Origin of the sequence: Desulfosarcina sp. (assembly GCF_046496365.1) — a bacterium.
Taxonomy (GTDB): domain Bacteria; phylum Desulfobacterota; class Desulfobacteria; order Desulfobacterales; family Desulfosarcinaceae; genus Desulfosarcina.
In genome coordinates, this window is the sequence record NZ_JAWOHB010000116.1 from 108,607 (window position 1) to 129,538 (window position 20,932).

Genomic DNA, 20,932 nt, shown 5'->3' on the forward strand with positions numbered 1-20,932 from the left:
AACCCAATTGAGCATGGCCGCCTCATTGACTTGATACAGGAGTAACAACCATGTCCGACGATAAGCATTTTTTCCTCAGGGAACCTTGGAAATACGACCGTGCGGCAACCCTTGCAGCCCGTGAAGAGGCCGTCGAGGGCTTCGAAACCCGGTGCCTGCATGTTGGATTCGACCCCATGCACAGCCAGAACGATTTTAGATCTTTCGTGCCGCCGTTGGTTCAGTCCATCACCTTCCCATATGAAACGTTCGATAAGATACCCTGCCCGGTTTACGGCCGTACCCGCACCCCTACCAACACGGTGCTGGAGCAGCGCCTCGCTTCCCTGGAAGGGGGTGAGGCTTGTTTGACGGCGGGTTCCGGGTCCCAGGCCCTTTTCAATCTGATCTTCACCATTGCCCGTCCCGGGGACAATGTGGTCACGTCGCTCAATGTGTTCGGCGAGGGATACAAACAGGCGGTCACGATTTTTCCAGAACGCTGCAACGTTCAATTCAGATTTGTGCGGGATCCCGCCGATGCGGCCAGCTGGGATGAGAAGATCGATGAAAAGACCAAGCTGGTGTGGGTGGAAACGCCCAGCAACCCTTGCCTGTTCATTACCGACATCCGGGCGGTGGCGGCGGTTGCCCACAGCCGGGGTGTGCCCTTGATGGTGGACAACACCACCGCCACCGCCGCCCTGCAGCGGCCTATGGACCTGGGGGCGGACATGGTGTTGCTCTCCATTTCGAAATTCATGGCCGGCAACGCCACCATTCTCGGCGGCGCCTTGGTGGGACCGGAGCCCCTGGTGGAGGACATCCGCTGGAATACCACTGAGTTCGTTGGGGCCATCATGCAGCCCATGGAGGCCTGGATGGCCCTTCAGTATGTGGAGACCTTGCCCATGCGCATGCAGCGGCACAGCGCCAACGCTCTGGCCGTGGCCCGCTACCTGCACGCCCACCCCAAGGTGGAGCGGGTCAACTACTCGGGCCTGGAGGACCATCCCCAGCACGCCCTGGCCTGCCGCCAGATGTCCGGTCACGGAGGACTACTCTCTTTCGTGGCGCCCGGGGGTATGCAGGGAGCGGCCACGGTTATGAACAGCTTCAAACGGGTGGTCCACGCGGTGACTTTCGGTACCAGCCGGTCCATCTGCATGCATCCGCCCACCATCACCCACGAGCACATGTCCGCCGGCGAGCGCAAGGCCGCCGGCATCGACGATGGCCTGATCCGTTTTTCGGTGGGACTGGAAAACCCGGAGGACATCATCGTCGATCTTGAGCAGGCGTTGGCCAAGATGTAGTCGGGTTTGGTCTTGACACCTTGAATCGGTCATAGTAGCCGTGATGTTGGCATGCAATCGGCCGCGGTGCCGGCTGGCTCCCATATTCAAGTATACCATTTAACACAGTCAATTTGGCTGCTTACATGACAACCACATAAAACACGAATCGATACAGGATGCAGCAAGCGGCCGACAACTCAACGAGGAGGGGATTATGAAAAAGCTTTCCGTTTTCAATGTCTGTCTTTCAATCATGGTCATGGCATGTTTTTTTGTGGTTGCGCCTGTAGCTCACGCCGAAAAAACGCTCAAGATCGGTATCGTAGACTGCTATACGGGGCCGGCCAGCACCTACACCAATGATGTGCGTGATGCTTTCAAGATGGAGGCTGAAAAGATCAACGCCGGCGGCGGGATAGTGGGCCGCCAGGTCGAAGTTCTCACCCGGGACAGCAAATTCAAGGTAGATATCGGCCTGGCTGCAGCCAAGGAGTTGATCTACCGTGAGAATGTCGATGTTCTCATGGGAACGATCAACAGTGCGCTGGCCCTGGCCATATCCGATATGTGCAGGAAAGAAGAGGTGCCATTTTTTGCAACTTTCTCTAAAAGCGATAAAATTACCGGGGAAAAGGGGCACCGCTATGTTTTCTCGATAACGGAAAATACCGCCCTGGCCGGGAAAGCCGCAGCCGTCGGCCTGGCCCAGAAACCCTACATGAAGTACTGGATCGCCGGTGATGATTACGAGTATGGCCACAGCATCGCAGACAGCGTGTGGAACAACCTGCAACAGATGAAACCCGGCGTCGAACTGCTCGGCCAGACCTGGTGGAAGGTGGGTGAGCCCGATTTCACGCCCTATATTACCGCGATCCTTTCCGCCCAACCAGATGCCGTCATCATCGCCACCGGCGGCCGTGACTGCGTCCCCTTTCTAAAAGCGGCCAAAGCCACCGGATTCAACGAGCGGGTTCCGTTTTTCATGCACACGGCCACCGAACTCTCCACCTTGAAGCCGCTGGGCCTCGAGGCGCCGGAAGGGGTCATCGGAACATCCAACTATTTTTATTATTATCCGGAAACGCCGGCCAACAAGGAATTTGTAGATAATTTCGAAAAAGCCTACCAGCGTAAGCCCGCAGTTGGCGCCGTCTATGGCCTGCTGGCAGCGAAATACATCTTCGGCGCCTATGAAAAAACCGGGGCCATCGACACGGAAAAGTTTATCGACAACGTGGAGGGAATGACCGTCGACAGCCCGATCGGCAAGGTGACCATGCGCGCCTACGATCATCAGGCCATGTTGCCCATGTTCATGGGCGTGACCAAAAAGGTGGCGGGCTACGATTACCTGATCGCCTCGGATATCGTCACCATTGCGGGTGAAGATGTCATGCCCACGATCGAGGAGATCAAAAAGGCCAGAAACCAATAGCAGCCTGGTCTTGTGCTAATCCTTAACGCGCGTGGGCCCGGAAGCCTCCTCTCCCGTCCCCTCAGCATCCGCATGGCATGGTAGCCCAATGGAATTGGCCGCGAACATCACCTTGGCCGCACTGGTGCAGCAGGTACTGGTCGGTCTGAGCCGGACCACGATCCTGTTTATCGTGGCTTCCGGCCTGAGCCTGGTGCTCGGTGTCCTGCGGATCCCCAATGTCGCTCACGGGTCGCTGTATATGACCGGTGCTTTTGTGACGTACAGCGTGGCCACGCTGTTCAGTCAGAGCACCCTGGGTTTCTGGCTGGCCCTGCTGGTCGCCCCCCTGGTGGTTGCCCTGTTGAGCTTCCTGGTTGAACGGGGGTTGTTCTGCCACCTCTACGAGCGTGAACACATGATGCTTTTGTTGTTTACGTTCGCCTTTTCGCTCGTGATCGGTGATCTGGTAAAGTTGATCTGGGGCTCGGACTACCGCAGCCTGATCGCGCCGCCGATTCTGCAGGGCTCGTTTGCAATCTCCGGTTTGCCGTTTCCACGCTACAACCTGTTTTTGCTGATTGTCGGTCCGCTCGTGGCAGCCGGCCTGTGGTTTCTGACCAACCGCACCAAAATCGGAAAAATCGCGCGTGCGGCTGCCGTCGACCGGGAGATGGTCGGTGCCATCGGCATCAATGTCAGCCGGGTGTTTGCGGCAGTCTTTGTGATCGGCTGCTATCTTGCGGGCCTGGGTGGCGCGCTGGTGGCCCCCACCCAGAACATTACCCAGGGCATGGATCACGCCATCATCATCGAGGCTTTTCTGATTGTCATCATCGGTGGGCTCGGCAATATCTGGGGGGCGCTGCTCGGAGCGCTGATTTTCGGCTTGACCGATTCGATCGGGATCCTGATCTGGCCTCAGTTTGCCATCGTCTTTCCCTACGTGGCCGTGATCATTGTACTGCTTTTTCGCCCGCAAGGGCTGCTCAAATCAACTTGGTAGGCAGTGTGTATCTTGTTTAATGCTCTGTTCGGTGTAAAGACAACCATTATCGGTGTGATCCTGCTGGCGCTGCTTCTCATGCTGCCCCAGTTCCTGCCGCGCTTTTACGTCTACCTTTGCGCCCTGATTTTCGCGATTGCGCTCCTGGCGACCAGCCTCAACATGGTGCTTGGCTATGGCGGTATGTACCAGTTTCACCACGCGGTTTTTTATGGGGTGGGTGCATATGCCTTTGCCCTTTTTGTCATCAAGTCGGGTCTACCCCCGTGGATGGGCTATGTGTTCGCACCTTTCTGTTCCGCTGCACTTGGCCTGGTGATGGGACTGATCACTGTTCGCTTGAACCGGCTCTATTTCGGAATGCTGCAGATTTCGCTCGGTTCCCTGGTGTGGGCCATCACCTACCGCTGGTATACCTTCACCGGCGGCGACGACGGTATCCACGGGATCCCTTTGCCCGACCTGGTCGCTTCCTCCACTGGCGCCTACTATTGCAACCTGATTATAGCCGTGGCTTGCTTGATGGTGATGTACATGATCGTCAATTCGCCCTTCGGGCGGACTTTTCAGGGCATCCGCGACAACCCCGAACGCTGCCAGGCCGTGGGTGTCAATGTCCAGCAGCAACAACTGGTGGGCCAGGTCATCGCCGCCTTTTTCGCGGGCGTGGCCGGCACCCTCTTTGTGACCGTTGAAGGCTCCGTGTTTCCGGAACTGATGTTCTGGACCCTTTCCCTGGAGATCCTGATCATGTGCCTGCTGGGCGGCTGGTTTATCTTTCTGGGTCCGGTGCTGGGTGCCGCCATCATCATTTGTCTGCGGACGTTCGCAGGGATCTACACGGAATACTGGACCCTGATTCTGGGCGTTGTTTTAATGCTGCTCATCTTTTTCCTGCCGGAAGGTGTGCTGGGCCTGTTGCTTCACCGTGCCGGTCCAACCAGCAGAAAGGAGAGCTAAATGCTCCGGGTCGAATCCCTCAAGAAATCCTTCGATGGATTTTTGGCTGTCAACGGGGCCGTGCTCAATGTCTCGCGTGGGGATGTGGTGGCCGTGATCGGGCCCAACGGCGCAGGCAAGACCACCTTGTTCAACATGATCACCGGCCAGATTCCACCGACCGGCGGCGCCATCTGGTTCAAGGAAGAGAATATCGCCGGCCTGGCACCCCATCGGATTTGCCGCAAGGGCATCAGCCGATCCTACCAGGTGGTTAACATTTTCAACCGCTTGACCCTGTTTGAGAACGTCCAGGTGGCTGTGCTGTCCCGCCGCCGTAAAACGTTTAATATTTTCAGGCCGGCCAAAACCATGGCGGTCGCTGAAACCCGGCAAATACTCGACAGCGTCGGTTTGCTCGAAAAAGCCGCCATGATCGCCGGAGCACTGTCCCACGGCGATCAGAAAGTCCTTGAGATCGCCATTGCCCTCGGCAACCGGCCCGAACTACTTATCCTCGACGAGCCCACCGCCGGCATGTCGCCAGAAGAGACCGCAGTGACGCTCCGTCTGATGCAACGGCTGTCCGGCGAACTGGGGCTGACGATCCTCTTTTGCGAACATGACATGGGCATGGTGTTCTCCATTGCCCATCAGATCATGGTCATGCAGCATGGCCGAACGATCATCCAGGCGCCGCCTGCCGAAGTGCGCAACAACCCGCAGGTGCGAGAGGCCTATCTGGGGGGGGCAGACGAATGCTCCGTGTAGAAAAGATCCATACCTACTACCGCCTGAGCCATATTCTTTTCGGGGTTTCCCTTGAAGTGGGCCGCGGTGAAATCGTCTGCCTGCTGGGTCGCAACGGCGCCGGCAAAAGCACCACCATGAAAAGCATCATGGGGTTGACGCCCCCCAAACGGGGCAGCATCGAATTTAAAGGCAGGGTCTGTACCGGTCAGAAACCGTATCTGATGGCGCGCATGGGCATTGGTTTCGTCCCCGATGACCGGCGGGTCTTCGCCGACTTGACCGTCGGCGAGAATCTTGAGATATCTGCGCGAAATGTTGATGAAGGCGGATGGAACAAGGACCGGGTGTATGATTTTTTCCCGGCACTGGGGAAGATCGATGGGCGGCGGGCCGGATTTCTCAGCGGCGGGGAACAGCAAATGCTCACCATTGCGCGAGCGCTGATGACCAACCCTGAGTTTCTTTTGCTCGACGAACCCACCGAAGGCCTGGCGCCCCTGATCGTGAACATGCTCGAAGAACAGATCGCCCGCCTGAAGGAGAGCGGGCTCACCGTTCTTCTGGCGGAACAGAATCTGGAGGTTGCCCTGCGCTTGAGCGACCGGGGGTATGTGATCGACAACGGGGCCATCCGGTATCACGGCACCCGTGACGACCTGAGCCACAACGAAGCGGTGCGTAACAAATATTTATGCGTCTGATAACTACGCGGAAACCCTCCCCCTACTCGATCAGCGCGCAGGCGGCGATCAACGATCCGGTCCTTCAACAGGCCTTGGCCAACCTTCAACTGCGTCTTGGCCGGGGAGCGGCCGAGGGATACCGCCGGCTTCCGGAAGGCCCTGAACTCAGGCTCAAGGCCCATGATATCAGGATGCAATCGATTGAAAATCTCGATATCCTGCTGGAATCCCTGGCTGACAAAATAGAGGCAAACGGGGGCCACGTCCATTTTGCCCCAGACGGCCAAACCGCCGTAAACGTCTGCATCGAGATTGCCCGCACCCATCACGTTTCTCTGGCAGTCAAAGGCAAATCGATGCTTACCGAGGAGATCGGGCTCAACCCTGCTCTGCAGGCAGCCGGTATTGAAACGGTGGAAACCGATCTGGGAGAATACATCGTACAGCTTGCCGGCGAAACACCTTCTCATATTATTGCTCCGGCCATTCACAAGTCCCGGGAGGCGGTCGGACGTCTTTTCAGGGATAAACTGGGCATCCCCTACACGGACGACCCTCCCACGTTGACACTGGCTGCCAGGCAGGCCCTGCGTAGAAAGTTTCTTAAAGCGGATATGGGGATTTCGGGATGCAATCTCGCATGTGCCCAGACCGGGCATATCACCACTGTTTCCAATGAAGGCAACATCAGGATGGCCACGACCCTGCCACGCGTTCATGTGGCGTTCATGGGCATGGAAAGAATCGTTGCCGACCTCAAAGACCATGCAATCCTCTTTAGGCTCCTGTCCATCGGCGCGGCGGCACAGCAAATGGCGGGATATGTGAGCTACATCGGAGGGCCCGCAGAAAAGGGATGGGCAGACGGTCCTGAAGCGTTTCATCTGATCATCGTTGACAACGGCCGCAGTCGAATCCTGGCGGATCCGGATTTCAGGGAGATGCTCTGCTGCATCCGCTGCGGGGCCTGCCTCAACGTGTGTCCGGTATATGGGAAGATCGGCGGGCATGCCTATGGATCTGCCTATTCAGGTCCGGTTGGTGCTGTGGTCAACCCACTTCTCAAGGGTATCAACCAGGCTGCTGATCTTTGCCTGGGAGAGTCTTTGTGCGGCGCCTGTATGCCTGCCTGCCCGGTTAATATCAATATCCCCCGCATGCTGCTTCTGCTGCGTTCAAAACTGGCCGAAGGGGATATTTCCTGGGCGGTTGGCATTAAAAGCAGGACAGAACAGGCTGCATTCACGGCCTGGTCCTACCTGATACGCAGCCGGCTACTTTTCGATATATTTCTCAAATGCGCCTATATCGGTCAGAAATTTCTGCCTGGACCGCATAATATGATCAACCGCCTTCCCTTTTCAGGCCGGGGATGGACTCAGAGCCGCGATGTGAGACGGCTTTCAGGCCACAGTTTCGTCCAACGATTTAGGAACGAAAGTGCACGCAGGCGAATGAAATGAGGTCATCCGGGCGGGTTGAATTCATAGCAGCTGTCCGAAAGGCGCTGAACCGCAAAGACTCCGGTGAGCGGTCACTGGAAGCTATCATCCCAGATGCACCGAATGCGGACGATTCCAGACTTCTTCAAAAAATCGCCGATCGGGACACACGCGCTCATCTGGCCCTGCTTGAGCGGCTCGTCGAAAACGGCAAATTGGTGAATGTGGGCGTCATTGCCGCAAAGGACACCGCCTCGGCCGATGCCTCGATCCTTAAGCTTGCTGCCCAGAAAAGCGCTGAATGGGGCGACCGCAAGTCGGTGGTTGCCTGGGATCATCCGCTTGTAAAACGTCTGGCACTGACTGACCGCCTTCGACCCTTAAACATACCCGTTTATTTCCAGGATGTCGAACCCGGCACGGTCGACCGGCAGGCGGCCTTTCGTAAACACGCTGAAGATGCCTTCATCGGCATCACTTCGGCCGACTTCTGTATTGCCGAAACGGCGACCCTCACCATGAAAACCCGCCCCGGTCAGCCTCGCTGCGTCTCACTGCTGCCGTCCATCCATATCGCGGTTATTCGGCTGGAACAGATTATCTCAAACCTCAATGAGTTGTACACACTGCTGAGATGGAACCCAAGTGAGCAAACCGAAGGTATCACTCACTGCATGACCTTTATTACCGGCCCCAGTAAGACGGCGGATATCGAGGCCACGCTCGTCCATGGCGCCCACGGGCCGCGGGAACTGTACATTTTCGTTCTGACCGGTTGAACCCGTAAACGCTTCGCCGAATGACCACAACCCGAAGTTCACTCCGGCGTCCTGTCGTCCAGATCCTTCATGTTGAACAGCACATCGTTTTCCCAGTAGGATTGCTCCAGTTTGGCCTGATGCGTTTTCAAGGCCTCGCCCTGCCGGGAGGCCAGCTCGTGGACCAGGTAGTTGATCAGGCAGGACATGGGCGTCGGGCTGCCTAGATAGGGGATGTGTTTGGAGGCGGCGATCAGGTGGTGATCGGCGAATTGAAGCACCGGGCAGGTGGCGCTGTCGGTGATCACCACCAGGGTCTGGCCCAGGCGTTTGACCAGCTTGCCCAGGCGAATCAGCTCGTTGGGGTAGCGGGAAGTGGCCACGATTACCGTGACGCTGTCAGTCGGCGCGATGGTCAGCCAGTCGATGGTGGTGCGATCGCTGCCCTTCATAATGCGGATGTTTCCGCGCACCTTGGTCATTGCCCAGCCCATATAGTAGGCCAGGGTATAGGAGAGCCGCGAGCCGATGACGTAAATCGGCACCCGCCGGTTTAGAACGTCTACCACCGCTTCCATGATCTCGACGTCAAGCGAGTTGTAAAGCTGTTGGAGGTTGTCGATCTCCTCGGCAACCGTTCTCCGGAATCGGACAGCGCCGGGTGCCTTCATGTCCGCGATGTCCAACCGATCCAACAGGGTCAGTTCCGTGTCCACGAAATCCCGCAGGGCTTGTTGAAAATCGCTGTAGCGGTCGTAGCCGATGCCGGAAACGAATCGTACCACAGTGGCCTCGCTCACCTCGCAGGCTTCGGCCAGCTCCTTGGTGGTCATGAACACCGCCTTGCGCGGCTGGGATGTGATGTACTCCCCAAGAATACGTCCTTTGGGCGTGAGCCCCTCAATGCTTTCGGAAATTTTCTCAATTAAGGGGTGCAGTTTCGACCTTGTCACCGAGCACCTCCACTTTCGGAAGAATGAAAAACATTCAAAGTAATAAAACCCTTCACAACCTTTAAGCCGGTGTTTCTTTCATATGACTATTTTCAACATCAAATCACAGACAAACTCGAAAGCGCAATAAGAAAATTAAAAACACCCTGAAAAGCGCTTAATATACTGTTTTAATTTTGGTTTTTATATATCCAAAACAGGTCTTTGCTTTTATTTTGGCAGGGTAATTGAAAGATCGGGCTGAATGGAATTTTTTTAATTGACTTTGATTATTTCATATGAAAGATAATCAATCATTTGAATCAAACAAACAACATTCATTTTAGGAGATGAGAAATGAACGCGAAGGGTCTCAGCGGCGGCATTTACAAACCCTTGTCGCCCGCAGGCATCGAAACCATCCACAACGCATCACTGACCATTCTCGAAAAAACCGGTATCGCCTATGAATCCGGTTTGGGCGAAACGGTAGATATGCTTGCCAGCGCGGGTGCCGGGGTTGACCGGGAGATCAAACGGATTCGATTTTCCCGTGAACTGATCCTCGAAGAAATTGCCAAAGCACCTTCGCAGGTGATCCTGTTCGCGCGCGACGGAAAAAATGATCTGGACCTGACCGAAGACAAGGTGCATCTGGGCACCGGCGGCGCCGCTGTCAAAATCCTCGACCTGGAAACCGGCCTGCCGCGGTCGTCAACCCTCAAGGACCTTTACGACCTTGGGCGGCTGGTGGACCGGCTCGATCACATTCATTTTTTCCTGCGCCCCTGCATCCCCACGGACATCCCTGAGGCGGACTACGACGTGAACATGTTTTATGCCTGCCTCAAAGCCACCGGCAAGCATGTCATGAGCGGCGTCAACGACGAGGCGGGGCTGGATCGCATCATCGACATGGCCGCCTTGCTGGCCGGCGGCAAGCAACAGCTGCAGGCCAAGCCCTTTATTTCGATTATCACTTCCTTTGCCATCTCACCGCTGAAGCTGTGCACCCAGTCCACACGCATCATGCAGGCATGCAATCGCCGGGGCATTCCCGTGGCCCTGTCCTCAGCGCCCATGTCCGGCTCCACCAGCCCCATGACCATGGCCGGCACCCTGGCCCAGTTGCATGCCGAACAGCTGGTGGGCATCACCATCTGCCAGCTGACCCGGCCCGGTGCGCCGCTGCTCTACGGGGGTATTCCGGGCATGGCCAACATGGCCACCATGGGCTACCTGGGCGGCGGCGTGGAGTGCGGCATGATGAATGCGGCGATCCACCAGATGGCCGCATTCATCAATATACCCAACTATAACTCCGCCGGGTTGACCGATGCCAAACTGCCCGATGCCCAGGCCGGCTGGGAGAAGGCCATGACCATCCTGCTGGGCGCCATGGGCGGCTCCAACTACATGCACCACAGCGCCGGCATGCTGGAGTCCATGCTCACGGTGGCTCCCGAGCAGTTCGTCATCGACGACGAGATCATCGGAATGACCTGCAAGGTGCTCAAGGGGATCGCGGTGGACGCCGACCACCTGGCCCTGGAGGTCATCGACACGGTGGGCCCGGCGGGAAACTTCATGATGTCACCCCACACCATGAAATATATGCGCAGTGAGTACTTTCAGGGAAATGGGGTGACCGATAGCAAAAGCCGCCACCAGTGGGAACAAGGCGGCTCAATGGACACCCGTGAGCGGGCAAAAAAAATCGCCAGCAAGATTCTTGCAGCTGAAGAGAAATCTTACATCCCAACCGATATCGATCAAGTCCTGCGGGAGACATTCAGCATCCTGCTGTAATGGTGACCGGCCAGCGGGTATCAGCCGCCGGTGCCGCCCTGGCCAACGGCTTTTTCGGCAATGCCCTGGACATCGACGACGGCTACCGCAACGTCAAGGGACACCCCGGCGCCTGCGCCCTGCCGCCTGTCCTGGCCGCAGCCGAACTGGCCGGCTCATCCAGCGGTCCGGAGTTTTTGACTGCCCTGGTAATCGCCTACGAACTGGGTATTCGTGCCGGAGTGATCCGCCATGCCACCTATGCGGCGTATCATTCGTCCGGAAGCTGGGGGGCTATTGCCGGTGCAGCGGCCGCCGGGAGGTTGATCGGCCTCACCGGGGAGCAGCTTTTCCATGCCATGGGAGCTGCCGAATACCATGCCCCCATCGCCCCCATGATGAAAGGTATCGACACCCCCGCCATGGGTAAGGACAGCATCGGCTGGGGCTGCATGGTGGCGGTGCTGTCGGCCCTCATGGCCCGGGGCGGGTTCACCGGTATCCGTCCGCTGTTCGACGATGCGCCGGACCGGGCCTGGGTGGAAAACCTCGGTCAGCAGTGGGAGATCCTCAATCTCTATTTCAAGCCATACGCTGCCTGTCGCTGGGGGCAACCTGCGGTGGCCGGTGCGCTGAAAGTCGCCCGGGAATCCAACCTGAAACCGGAACAGATCCGGCGTATCCGGGTGCGCACTTTTGAGGCGGCCACCCGCCTGTCCCACGGGCATCCCTGCAACACGGAGGAGGCCCAGTACAGCTTGGCCTTCCCGGTTGCCGCGGCACTGCTGGACGGAGAGGTGGGGCCCGGCCAGGTCCTGCCTCCGCGGCTGCATGATCCCGTTCTGCTCGATCTGATAGACCGGGTTTCAACTGAAGTGGATCCGGCGTTTGAAGCCGAGTTCCCGGCCAAGGCCCCGAGTGAGGTGATCATTGAAACCAAAATGGGTGCGGTATTCCGTTCCGGCCGTATCGAAGCCCTGTGGGAGCCGCCGGACAGTCTGCCCTCGGATAGTGTGCTGGAGGCCAAATTCCTCTGGCTGACCAACCCGATCCTTGGTAAAGTGAGAGCCAACGCATTGATCAAAAAAATCTGGTCGGCGCAGCGCTGGGCATCAATCGATCCCATCATCGATGGGTGCCGGGCGGTGGCTGCCTGATTGTTCAAACAATCTGCAACTATCGATTATCAACGCCAAAATAAGGAACAGATCAATGAAAGTGGGTGTCTACCAGACCGACCCGGTCCTGCTGGATGTGAAAACCAACCTCGAGGCAACCATCGAAAAGATCGAAGCGGCCAAGGCACAGGGGGTCGACCTGGTGGTCTTCCCCGAGCTCTCCCTGACCGGGTATTTTGTCCGCGAAAGGTATCACGAAGCGTCGCTGCGCATGGACTCGCCTGAGATTCAACGGCTGGCCAAAGCGACCCGGGGGACGGCAGCGGTCGTCGGCTTCATCGAAGAGTCCCCGGCATTGAATTTTTACAATTCGGCCCTGGTGGCCGTGGACGGCGAGATCCGGTTTGCCTACCGCAAGCTCAACCTGCCCAATTACGGCGTTTTCGAAGAGCGCAAGATCTTTGCCACCGGCAAAAAGGTTCGGGTCTTCAGACACAAGGGCTTGACCATCGCCCCGTTCATCTGCAATGATCTCTGGCATCCTTCGCTGCCATACCTGGGTGTCACTCAGAAAGCGGACATCTTCATCACCATGTTCAATTCTTCCAGGGGTTCCATGGGTGATGAATTTTCAAACATCGAAAGCTGGAACATCATCAACCGTTTCTACTCGCGGGTCTTCGGTGTCTACAACCTGTGTGCCAATCGCGTGGGCTGTGAAGTGTTTGAAGACCTCAGGTCCGACGATGGTGAACGTACCGATGAGGTGCCGGCGGTGGTTGACGACAACCCGTTCCGGTTCTGGGGTGGCAGCGAGATCATCAACCCCTTCGGCCAGGCCATCACCACGGCGGCCTTGTTTGATCCCGATGCCATTTTCGCCGATATTTCAAGGGATCTGGTGCGCAAGAAACGCATCATGCTGCCCTACCTGCGCAACGACGACCCCTACTTCACCCACCGGGAGCTGGGACGCATTCTGTATGGCAGCCACCTGCTCCACTGATTGACCAGCGGAATTCCAGTCCGTCGCCCTGCTGCCGGTCATAATAATCACCAAGGAGGTTTGTATGTTGATGAATACTCGCGACCAATACGGTTGGGTTGCCCGTCTGCTGCATTGGCTGGTCTTTGGGCTGGTGGTGGGCATGCTCATGGGCGGCGCGCTCCTGTCATTTCTGCCTGCCGGCGGTTTGAAAGCCATCGTAACCGGCGCCCACAAATCCGTCGGTGTCGTCATTTTGCTGCTGATGATTGGTCGGCTGTTTTGGCGGCGGTTCAATCCCCAACCCGTTGACCTGGGAGGAACCCAGGTACTGAACTACCTTGCGCACGTGCTGCACGTGTGTTTGTACACGCTGCTGTTTCTGCAACCCTTGTCGGGTATTCTCATGTCCCAGGCCCTTGGCTATCCGGTCGCCTTTTTTGGCCTATTCACGCTTCCCCCGTTCGTCTGGACCAGTCCGGCACTGGGATCCTTTTTCGGTGATGTCCACAGGGTGACCGCCGGTGTGCTGACTGTGAGCATCGCCATACATGCCGCCGCGGCGCTGAAACACCACTTCATCGACCGTGACCGCACCCTGGTGCGAATGGTCAAAGGGCGATGACCGAGTCCGTTTTCGATCTATTTCGAATCCGCTAAAGTTGAGGATTGACAATGCATCAGGTTATGATCCATCCGGCAAGCTACGAGACCGTCCGTGGGGCGATAGACCATACATTTGATTTGTTTCCTCAGGATCTCAGAGATAAAAAGGTAGTGATCAAGCCCAACGTGCTGCGGGGATCAGAGGCCGCCGAGGGTATTGTCACCCATCCGGCCGTGCTGGCTGCGGTGGTGGATAAAGTGCAAACCATGGGACCGGCTTCGATCGTCGTGGGTGACAATCCAGGGCTTTTCAGCTACGGCGCCAATGAAGCGGCCTTCGAACAGACCGGTCTCATGGCCGCCGCCCGAGGCACCTACCGCAACATCGGCCTGGATGCTGTCGCCTTGCCCTTTAATCCCGATTTTATGGAAACGGTGAACGTTTCGCGGGCCATCGTCGAGGCGGACATCGTCATCAGCCTGCCCAAGTTCAAAACCCACGGGCTTACGGTTATGACCGGCGCCATCAAGAACAGCTACGGGATCCTGCCCGGCGCCCAGAAGGCCCGGCTTCACAAAATCGCCGGCAATCCGTCCCGGTTTCACGATCTGGTGGTGGAGGTATTCAGGCTGCGGGTGCCAGACTTGTTCATCGTTGACGCCGTGGTGGGAATGGAGGGCAACGGCCCGGCCTCGCCTGATCTCCGGGAAATCGGCCTGATCCTGGCATCGGACAATGCCGTGGCCATGGACGCGGTGATTGCCACCATGATGGGACTGGATCCAGAGCGCCTGAGATTCCTCCAGAGAGCAGCCGAAGCCGGGCTGGGAGCCTGGCGCATGGATGAGATCGGCATCGTTGGCAATCTGGTGCCCCTGGAAAATTTCAAGCTTCCACCATTGGGCGGCGAGGCCATTTTAGACAATGCGGCGGTTCAGGCAATGCTCGAAAGCAAAATTCGGCTTACCCCCCAGGCGGCCCCGGACGGTTGCACCGCCTGTGGTACCTGCGTGGAGCAATGCCCGGCCCAGGCCCTGTCCATGGTGGACGATCTGCCTCAGGTGGATATGGCAAAATGCGTGATCTGCTTCTGCTGCCAGGAGATCTGCCCGGAAAAGGCCATGGTTTTGCAGTGAGGCGGGTTGAAGCATAGCGCAGATCCAAGCAAGGCATCTATGTCGTTTTGTGGGGAGGGCCGGTAACCGATGCTTTTTTGGGGATTTTGATGGAAAAGTGGGATCCCTTCTCCGGTTCTGATTCCAGAGAAATCCCGCCGCCATGCTGGCTGAGGATCCGGTTGGAAATGAACAGCCCCAAGCCGGTGCCACGTTGGCTCTTGGAAGAGAAAAAGGGCGTGAAAACATTGGCCCGGGTCGTTGCGTCCATGCCGATGCCGTTGTCCGACACGTTGAGATAGATGTAACCGGCTGTCTGGGTGACCTCGAAACAGATCTCGTGGGGCCGTCCCGAGCGATCCGACCGGCAGGCTTCCACGGCATTCTCGATGATATTGGTCAGGGCGCTGCGAACGATGCCTGCATCGACTTGGAAACGGCCGATACCGGGGTCGAACCGGTGGCTCAGCGTGATATCCTGGTCTTTTATCTTGGGCCCCACGGTGTTCAGCACCTCCTCGGCAAAAGCAAGGACGTCCACCGTTTCCCATTTCAGGTCCTTTTCCTTGGCGTAGTAGAGGATGTCCAGTACCATCTCCCGGATACGCCCCACCATGAAGCGCACGATATCCCATCCCTCGCGGATCTGCTGCTGATTCTCCTTTTTAAAGCCCGAATCCAGCAGATACATGCCGCCGTCCAGGCCGGTAAGCAGTCCCTTGATGCCGTGGGAAACCGATCCGATCATCAACCCCAAAGAGGCCAGTTGATCTTCGAGGCGGCGGGTGCGGGTGATGTTGGTGGACATCTCCATGACGTGGGTGATGTTGCCGGCCAGGTCGCGGATGGGCGCGGTCTGGATGAGCACCCGGTAAGTCTCCCCCCGTTTCGAAGTCACCTCCATCTCGCACTGGTGGGAGCCGCCGTCGGTAAAGGTTTTGGCCACCGGGCAGTCGGGGCAGGTCTCCTCCCGGTCTTTGTATATCTTGTGGCAGGGTGCGCCGAGGGTCAGGTTGAAGTCTTCCTGAAAACGGCGGTTGGCTGCCCGGATGGTCAGGTCGGGGTCCTGCACGGTGATGTAGCAGGGCGCCTCGTCAAATAGCTGTTGATAACGTTGCTGGGTGGCCTGGAGCCGCTCCTGCAGCCGTCGGACTTCGCCGATGTCCGCCCCGATCTCCACCACCAGCTCCACATCGCCCTGGCTGTCACGAATGGGGGCGGTGTGGACCATCACCGGACCCCGGGTGCCGTCGGCATATACCACGGTGACGCGACGTCGCAGGCCAGTGCCGGTGGCAAAGGTCTCGTTGACCGGTGAAGTCTCCCCACTCTCGGGTGGATAAGCAGCTCCGCTGGCCTGACCGACGTGGTCCCCCAGCCTCTCGCGGTAGAGGGGGTTGATAGCGATGATCTCCTGGCGGCGGTTATGGATAGCAACGAAGCAGGGCAGCTCGTTGAAACAGTTGATGCCGGCATCCAGGTCCCCGGCGAGGCCCCTCAGCGCTGAAGACAAGCCCTCCACGGCCTGCCCCACGGCGGCCAGCCGTTCGGTCTTGACCAGCCGGGTGGTCTGTTCGCGTACCAGGTTTTCCAGATTCTCGGTATACGCCCGTAGCTGCATGCGCATGCTGATGCGGTCGTTGGCCCGTTTGAGGGCAATCTCCAGGATATCGTCGTTGATGGGCTTGGTGATAAAATCGGTCGCTTCCAGCTTCAGGCACTTGATGGCCAGGTCCATGTCGCCGTGGCCGGTGAGCATGATCACTTCGGTGTCCGGACTTTCCGCCTTGATCTGCTGGAGCAGGGCGATGCCGTCCATGACGGGCATCTTGATGTCGGTGAGAAGGATGGGTGGGGCGTGCTGCCGGAATACGTCCAAGGCCGCTTTGCCGTTTTCCGCAAACAACACCTGGTAGCCGATATCCATGAGGGAAATACCCAGGACCTTGCGGATGCCCTCCTCATCATCGACCAGCAGGATCTTTGTTTTCATTTCTACCCTTTTCGTAAATCCATGAGCTGAACCGCCGTATCCATCAGGTGACGGGCATCGGGCGGCTTTTCCAGGTAAGCTTCCGGGTCAGGAAGCGACTCCTCGAGTTTGATGTTGAGCATCTTCAGGTAATGTTGGAAGGATCGCTGCCCCACGGCCGACAGCATGAGAACGGGAATCTGCTTCAACCGGCGGTCCGTTTTCAAACTTTTATACATCATTGCGCCGCCGGTCCCTGGCATCATTACGTCGAGGATGATCAGGTCGGGAGAGATCTCCCGGGCTTTGGCCAATCCGGTCGATCCTTCCCGGCAGGTTTCGGTGCGGTATCCGTTGGTTCTGAACAAAGCGGATATAAACACCCGCATGTCCATCGCATCGTCGACGATGAGAATGGTTCCCTTATTCGAATCCGGTTGGGGTGGCGTCATGGAAATAGCGTTTTGAAAGGGGATGGCATGGGCCGGATTTCTCAGGCCGGTGAATCTTGAGTCTTGTCCGGGTGATTGACACTGGCCACCGGGCAGGATGAGCGCAGCACAACCTGCTCCACGGTGGAGCCCAACAGGGCCAGCTCCGGATCGATCTCCCGGGTGTGGTGAGCCATGACGATCAGGTCGGCCTGTTTTTCCCGGGCGAATTTGAGAATTTCCACGTAGGGCGCTCCCTCCCGGATGCCGATTTCATAGTTGTCGAACCCATTGAGCTGCGCAAGGTATTTGGTTTCGACTTTTTGCCGGGCCGATTCGATGCGCGCCTCGATTTCCACCTGCCCTTTAACTTTTCCCAGTTCGGTGGCACTGATATCCACGGCATGAAAGATGTGCAGCCGCGCGTTGACCTCCCTGGCCAGCCGTGCGGCCCAGAGGAAGGCACTGGTGGCCGGTTTGGAAAAATCGGTGCCCACGACGATGTTTGAAAAAAGTTTCCAGCAGGTGGTGCAGGGGCGGCTGATGATGACCACCGGACAGCGGGCGCTCTTGGCCACTTTCTGCATGGTGCTGCCCACCACGCTGCGATAGCGGGTGGCGCCGATGTCTTCGTCGCGGGTGTGGGCGCCCATGATGATCAGGTCCACGTCTTCGGCACGCGCCTTTCTCAGGATTTCCCGGTGGGGAACACCGATGACCGCCTCCAGGGTAGCGTTGTCACTGTCTTTGAGAAGCTCGGCGTAGGTATGCTTCATTTCTTCTTTCACCCAATCTACATAGTCGGGGTCGATCTGTTCGGTCTCCCCGGTCCGGACATCGGTGACAAAAGAACTGAATCCGCGGGCTGGAACACCCAGGACGTGAAATATGTACAGCTTGGCATCCCATTTCATTTCCAGGTCGAAGGCCACCTTGGCTGCGTTGTCGCAGGCCGGCGACGCCGTAGTTGCAAACAGGATTTTTTTAAACATATGCTATCTCCTTATCTGACATTCCCTGGGTGTTCCATGAAATCCGAGTTCCCAACCGATCCCCTCTACCAGTTCAAAAAGGGTGAAGACGGTATCGAACTCAAAGACATCGACCTGGTCTCCGAAGATGACATGCTTCAGCTTGCCTAAACGCACCTGCATGTCCAGCAGCATATCCACCTGAAATTCTTTGATCTGAACCGATTTCCCGCCGCTGTATCCCGTAAAGCGTCGGTAGATGTCAAGGCGCGGTTCACCGGGAAAGCCGACCATTTCAACTGTTTTTTCCAGAACCAGCCAATCCATGGTCTCAACCCGGCATCCGCTGCTTGGCCCCTGATGAACCTGTTCCAGCAGATCGGGGAAAAAGGGGTTGAGGTGAACAAGGGGTTCATGGGCATCCAGCATCCTGAAAAAGCTGCGCAGGGTGTACCCCGGCGATAGTTCCACCTGACGGGCAAGACAGCCCAACAGTGCGGCATGATCCGCTTTGCGGATCATTTCGATGCTGCCGTCAATGTAGAGGCGGAGGTTGTCCATCATGCACCTGTTCGGGTTATTCGTCCTGGGGCAGCAGGTGTTTCGGGATCTCTACCATGCTCAGCAGCAGCGGCTTGAGAAAGGACCAGCGGATGCCGATTTTATAGATCTCCTCCAGGTCACGAATGGCATCCCAGCAGTTGTGGCAGGGAGCCACCACCAGTTTGGCACCGGTAGCCAGAATCTGGTCCCGTTTGACCTTCAAGCCGATGTTGCGTTCCTGGCGGTAGCGACCGATGCCGTTGAGACCGCCGCCTCCGCCGCAGCAGAAGTTGTGTTCCCTGCAGGGGCGCATCTCCCGGAAGTCTTCGGCAATGTAGCTCATGATTTCACGGGCGCAGTCGCCGAGGCCCCCGTTTCTCACATAGTTGCACGAATCCTGGTAGGTCACCGGCTCTTTGATGCGTTTGGCCGGATCGATCTTCAGTTTCCCGGTGCGCAGGGACTCGGCCACCCACTCCACATAGTGAAAGCTGTCCACCGGTGTCTTGCCTGATTTGAGCCCCGCCCAGTAGGGTCCTTCCAGAACTGTCGCCCGGTAGGCGTGACCGCATTCGGTAACGACCATGCGCTTGGGTTTGAGCCGGTCCATGGCTGCATAGACGCTCTCCACCTGCAGTTTACAGGCTCCCCAGTCTCCGGCAAACATGGCCAGGCTGGTCTCCTCCCAGCCCTGGCTGGGGACGGTCCAGTTTTCACCGGCGATGTGAAAGAGGATTGCCGCTTCGGCCAGGTCTTCCGGATAGTGTTTGGGTTCGCGGGCGTTGACCGTGTAGATGATGTCGGCATTGCTCTTGTCCACGGGGATCTCCAAACCCGGCCAGTCCTCTTCGTACTCTTCGGCCATCCACGCGCAGGTGTCCACCCAGTCTTCACTGGTGATGTCCATCTGGGCGTTGTAGATGCGGTGCATGCCCGACCCGATCTTCAACTCCCAGGGAACGAATCCCTGTGAGAAGCAAAGTCCCCGGACGTAGCCGAACATCACCCCCATGTCGATGCCGAAGGGACAGTAGGTGGCGCAGCGGTTGCAGCAGGAGCATTTGGACCATGCCGTATCCATGACCATGTGCATGAAGTCATTGTCCACCTTGCCCTTGCGTTTAATCATCTCACCCAGCGTGGACTGAATCTTGTAAGACGGAACCTGCTTGGGGTCCCGACCATTTGCCAGGTAGAAAAAACAGCTGTCGGCGCACATGCCGCAATGGGCGCAGATTTCCAACCAGGTTCGCAGTCTGGACTTGCAGGTCTTCTCCAGCGTGGCCCACAGGGCCTTTTTGTCCACATCGAGTGCTTTCATCTCGGTGTAGTACTGTTTGCCGCTCTTATCCGCCAACAGGGCGTTGAGTTTTTCCTTGGTGTCGACAACCTGCTTGTTGCAAAGGATCCCTTCGGGCATATTCGCACCCCCGATCGTCAGTGCCTATCCACCATTTCTGAATAGACAGCATTAAAAATGATTATCAACGGCTGTGCAAGGCCTACCAGGCCATTCCCTTGTTTTTCATGCCGCCGCGTTTGATTCCGAAATCCATACCCAGCTGTGCCCGGGAGAGAAAAAACAGCAGAAAATGGGACAGCTTGGTAAAAGGGATGGCCACCAGCATGATCTCGCCGCATAACACATGGGCAACGATCCAGAAATCGTAGCTGCCCACCTGATGATAGGCGATGAGACCCGTTAAAAAAGGCGCCACGGCAATGGCCAGCACCAGAAAATCGTAAGGTTTGGTGATGATGCGCACCTCCGGCAGGGCGATGCGGCGCAGGATGATGAACACCGCGGCCACGATCACGGTCAGGGTCATCCCATCCGCCAGGCTTTCAGGCAGGCTGGGCAGGCTGAATCCCCATCGTTCCATCAGCAGCACATTATGGCCCATCAGGAAAATCGGGGTCACCAGCAGGCAGAGGTGGAAGGCGAACACCAGGATGGTGAACCCGGGATAGAATCGCCAACTGCGGGTGCCGAAGGGTACTAGCCAATAGAAGATTGAGCGCAGGGCACCCCGGATGCCATAAATTACGTTTTGCGAATAGGTGACGCGGTCCATCTGCCAGTTCAGGCCCCGTATGTACCAAACCAGGCGAAAAAGCAGGCCGAAAAAAAAGATGCCGAAAGCGAGCCAGGCAAGGGGGCCGGTTACAACTTCATACATGAGGTGCTCCTTTTA

At 57.4% G+C, this 20,932-nt stretch carries 20 protein-coding genes; 13 read left to right on the forward strand and 7 right to left on the reverse strand.

Going from position 1 to position 20,932, the window contains the following annotated elements:
* Positions 1 to 50 precede the first annotated feature (50 nt).
* The 8 genes from R6V78_RS10305 (at position 51) to R6V78_RS10340 (ending at position 8,296) form a co-directional block, all read left to right on the forward strand.
* Positions 51 to 1,295: a trans-sulfuration enzyme family protein gene (locus R6V78_RS10305; RefSeq protein WP_410289271.1), complete on the forward strand. Its 1,245-nt coding sequence runs from the start codon at positions 51 to 53 to the stop codon at positions 1,293 to 1,295.
* A 196-nt stretch (positions 1,296 to 1,491) separates the two neighbouring features.
* The gene (locus R6V78_RS10310; protein WP_410289272.1) at positions 1,492 to 2,715 is read left to right on the forward strand and encodes an ABC transporter substrate-binding protein; all 1,224 of its coding nucleotides are present in this window, start codon (positions 1,492 to 1,494) and stop codon (positions 2,713 to 2,715) included.
* An 88-nt stretch (positions 2,716 to 2,803) separates the two neighbouring features.
* The gene (locus tag R6V78_RS10315; protein WP_410289273.1) at positions 2,804 to 3,700 is read left to right on the forward strand and encodes a branched-chain amino acid ABC transporter permease; all 897 of its coding nucleotides are present in this window, start codon (positions 2,804 to 2,806) and stop codon (positions 3,698 to 3,700) included.
* Positions 3,701 to 3,712: 12 nt separating this feature from the next.
* Positions 3,713 to 4,660: a branched-chain amino acid ABC transporter permease gene (locus R6V78_RS10320; RefSeq protein ID WP_410289274.1), complete on the forward strand. Its 948-nt coding sequence runs from the start codon at positions 3,713 to 3,715 to the stop codon at positions 4,658 to 4,660.
* Positions 4,661 to 5,410, forward strand: coding sequence for an ABC transporter ATP-binding protein (locus R6V78_RS10325; RefSeq protein WP_410289275.1), 750 nt, complete (start codon positions 4,661 to 4,663; stop codon positions 5,408 to 5,410). It begins immediately after the preceding gene.
* The gene (locus tag R6V78_RS10330; RefSeq protein ID WP_410289276.1) at positions 5,398 to 6,093 is read left to right on the forward strand and encodes an ABC transporter ATP-binding protein; all 696 of its coding nucleotides are present in this window, start codon (positions 5,398 to 5,400) and stop codon (positions 6,091 to 6,093) included. Before R6V78_RS10325 ends, R6V78_RS10330 begins: the two co-directional genes overlap by 13 nt.
* A complete protein-coding gene (locus tag R6V78_RS10335) occupies positions 6,084 to 7,538 on the forward strand; it encodes a LutB/LldF family L-lactate oxidation iron-sulfur protein (protein WP_410289277.1) in 1,455 nt (484 codons plus the stop codon). The genes R6V78_RS10330 and R6V78_RS10335 overlap by 10 nt, the downstream gene beginning before the upstream one ends.
* Positions 7,535 to 8,296 (forward strand): lactate utilization protein C, encoded by a 762-nt coding sequence (locus R6V78_RS10340; RefSeq protein WP_410289278.1) that lies wholly within the window; start codon positions 7,535 to 7,537, stop codon positions 8,294 to 8,296. Before R6V78_RS10335 ends, R6V78_RS10340 begins: the two co-directional genes overlap by 4 nt.
* Before the next feature lie 38 nt (positions 8,297 to 8,334).
* On the opposite strand, the gene R6V78_RS10345 is transcribed toward R6V78_RS10340, so the two are convergent.
* Complete coding sequence (locus R6V78_RS10345) at positions 8,335 to 9,228, reverse strand: MurR/RpiR family transcriptional regulator (protein ID WP_410289279.1); 894 nt, start codon at positions 9,226 to 9,228, stop codon at positions 8,335 to 8,337.
* A 336-nt stretch (positions 9,229 to 9,564) separates the two neighbouring features.
* Between R6V78_RS10345 and R6V78_RS10350 the strand changes: the two genes are divergently transcribed.
* The 5 genes from R6V78_RS10350 (at position 9,565) to R6V78_RS10370 (ending at position 14,841) form a co-directional block, all read left to right on the forward strand.
* Complete coding sequence (locus tag R6V78_RS10350; RefSeq protein ID WP_410289280.1) at positions 9,565 to 11,016, forward strand: trimethylamine methyltransferase family protein; 1,452 nt, start codon at positions 9,565 to 9,567, stop codon at positions 11,014 to 11,016.
* Positions 11,016 to 12,152 (forward strand): MmgE/PrpD family protein, encoded by a 1,137-nt coding sequence (locus tag R6V78_RS10355; protein WP_410289281.1) that lies wholly within the window; start codon positions 11,016 to 11,018, stop codon positions 12,150 to 12,152. The genes R6V78_RS10350 and R6V78_RS10355 overlap by 1 nt, the downstream gene beginning before the upstream one ends.
* 55 nt (positions 12,153 to 12,207) lie before the next feature.
* Positions 12,208 to 13,119, forward strand: coding sequence for a nitrilase-related carbon-nitrogen hydrolase (locus R6V78_RS10360; protein ID WP_410289282.1), 912 nt, complete (start codon positions 12,208 to 12,210; stop codon positions 13,117 to 13,119).
* 64 nt (positions 13,120 to 13,183) lie between these two features.
* Positions 13,184 to 13,723: a cytochrome b gene (locus R6V78_RS10365; protein WP_410289283.1), complete on the forward strand. Its 540-nt coding sequence runs from the start codon at positions 13,184 to 13,186 to the stop codon at positions 13,721 to 13,723.
* A 50-nt stretch (positions 13,724 to 13,773) separates the two neighbouring features.
* Positions 13,774 to 14,841 carry a DUF362 domain-containing protein gene (locus R6V78_RS10370; RefSeq protein ID WP_410289284.1) on the forward strand — a complete coding sequence of 356 codons (1,068 nt, stop codon included), beginning with the start codon at positions 13,774 to 13,776 and terminating at the stop codon, positions 14,839 to 14,841.
* Between the two features lie 37 nt (positions 14,842 to 14,878).
* On the opposite strand, the gene R6V78_RS10375 is transcribed toward R6V78_RS10370, so the two are convergent.
* From R6V78_RS10375 to hmcE, 6 genes are all read right to left on the reverse strand, one after another.
* The gene (locus tag R6V78_RS10375) at positions 14,879 to 16,813 is read right to left on the reverse strand and encodes a response regulator (protein ID WP_410289285.1); all 1,935 of its coding nucleotides are present in this window, start codon (positions 16,811 to 16,813) and stop codon (positions 14,879 to 14,881) included.
* A 2-nt stretch (positions 16,814 to 16,815) separates the two neighbouring features.
* Positions 16,816 to 17,244: a two-component system response regulator gene (locus R6V78_RS10380; protein WP_410289286.1), complete on the reverse strand. Its 429-nt coding sequence runs from the start codon at positions 17,242 to 17,244 to the stop codon at positions 16,816 to 16,818.
* 41 nt (positions 17,245 to 17,285) lie between these two features.
* Positions 17,286 to 18,215 (reverse strand): universal stress protein, encoded by a 930-nt coding sequence (locus R6V78_RS10385; RefSeq protein ID WP_410289287.1) that lies wholly within the window; start codon positions 18,213 to 18,215, stop codon positions 17,286 to 17,288.
* Between the two features lie 3 nt (positions 18,216 to 18,218).
* Entirely contained in the window at positions 18,219 to 18,758 is a 540-nt protein-coding gene (locus R6V78_RS10390; protein WP_410289288.1) for a hypothetical protein, read from the reverse strand.
* Positions 18,759 to 18,771: 13 nt separating this feature from the next.
* Complete coding sequence (gene hmcF, locus R6V78_RS10395; protein ID WP_410289289.1) at positions 18,772 to 20,157, reverse strand: sulfate respiration complex iron-sulfur protein HmcF; 1,386 nt, start codon at positions 20,155 to 20,157, stop codon at positions 18,772 to 18,774.
* Positions 20,158 to 20,239: 82 nt separating this feature from the next.
* Complete coding sequence (hmcE, locus tag R6V78_RS10400) at positions 20,240 to 20,917, reverse strand: sulfate respiration complex protein HmcE (protein WP_410289290.1); 678 nt, start codon at positions 20,915 to 20,917, stop codon at positions 20,240 to 20,242.
* Positions 20,918 to 20,932 lie beyond the last annotated feature (15 nt).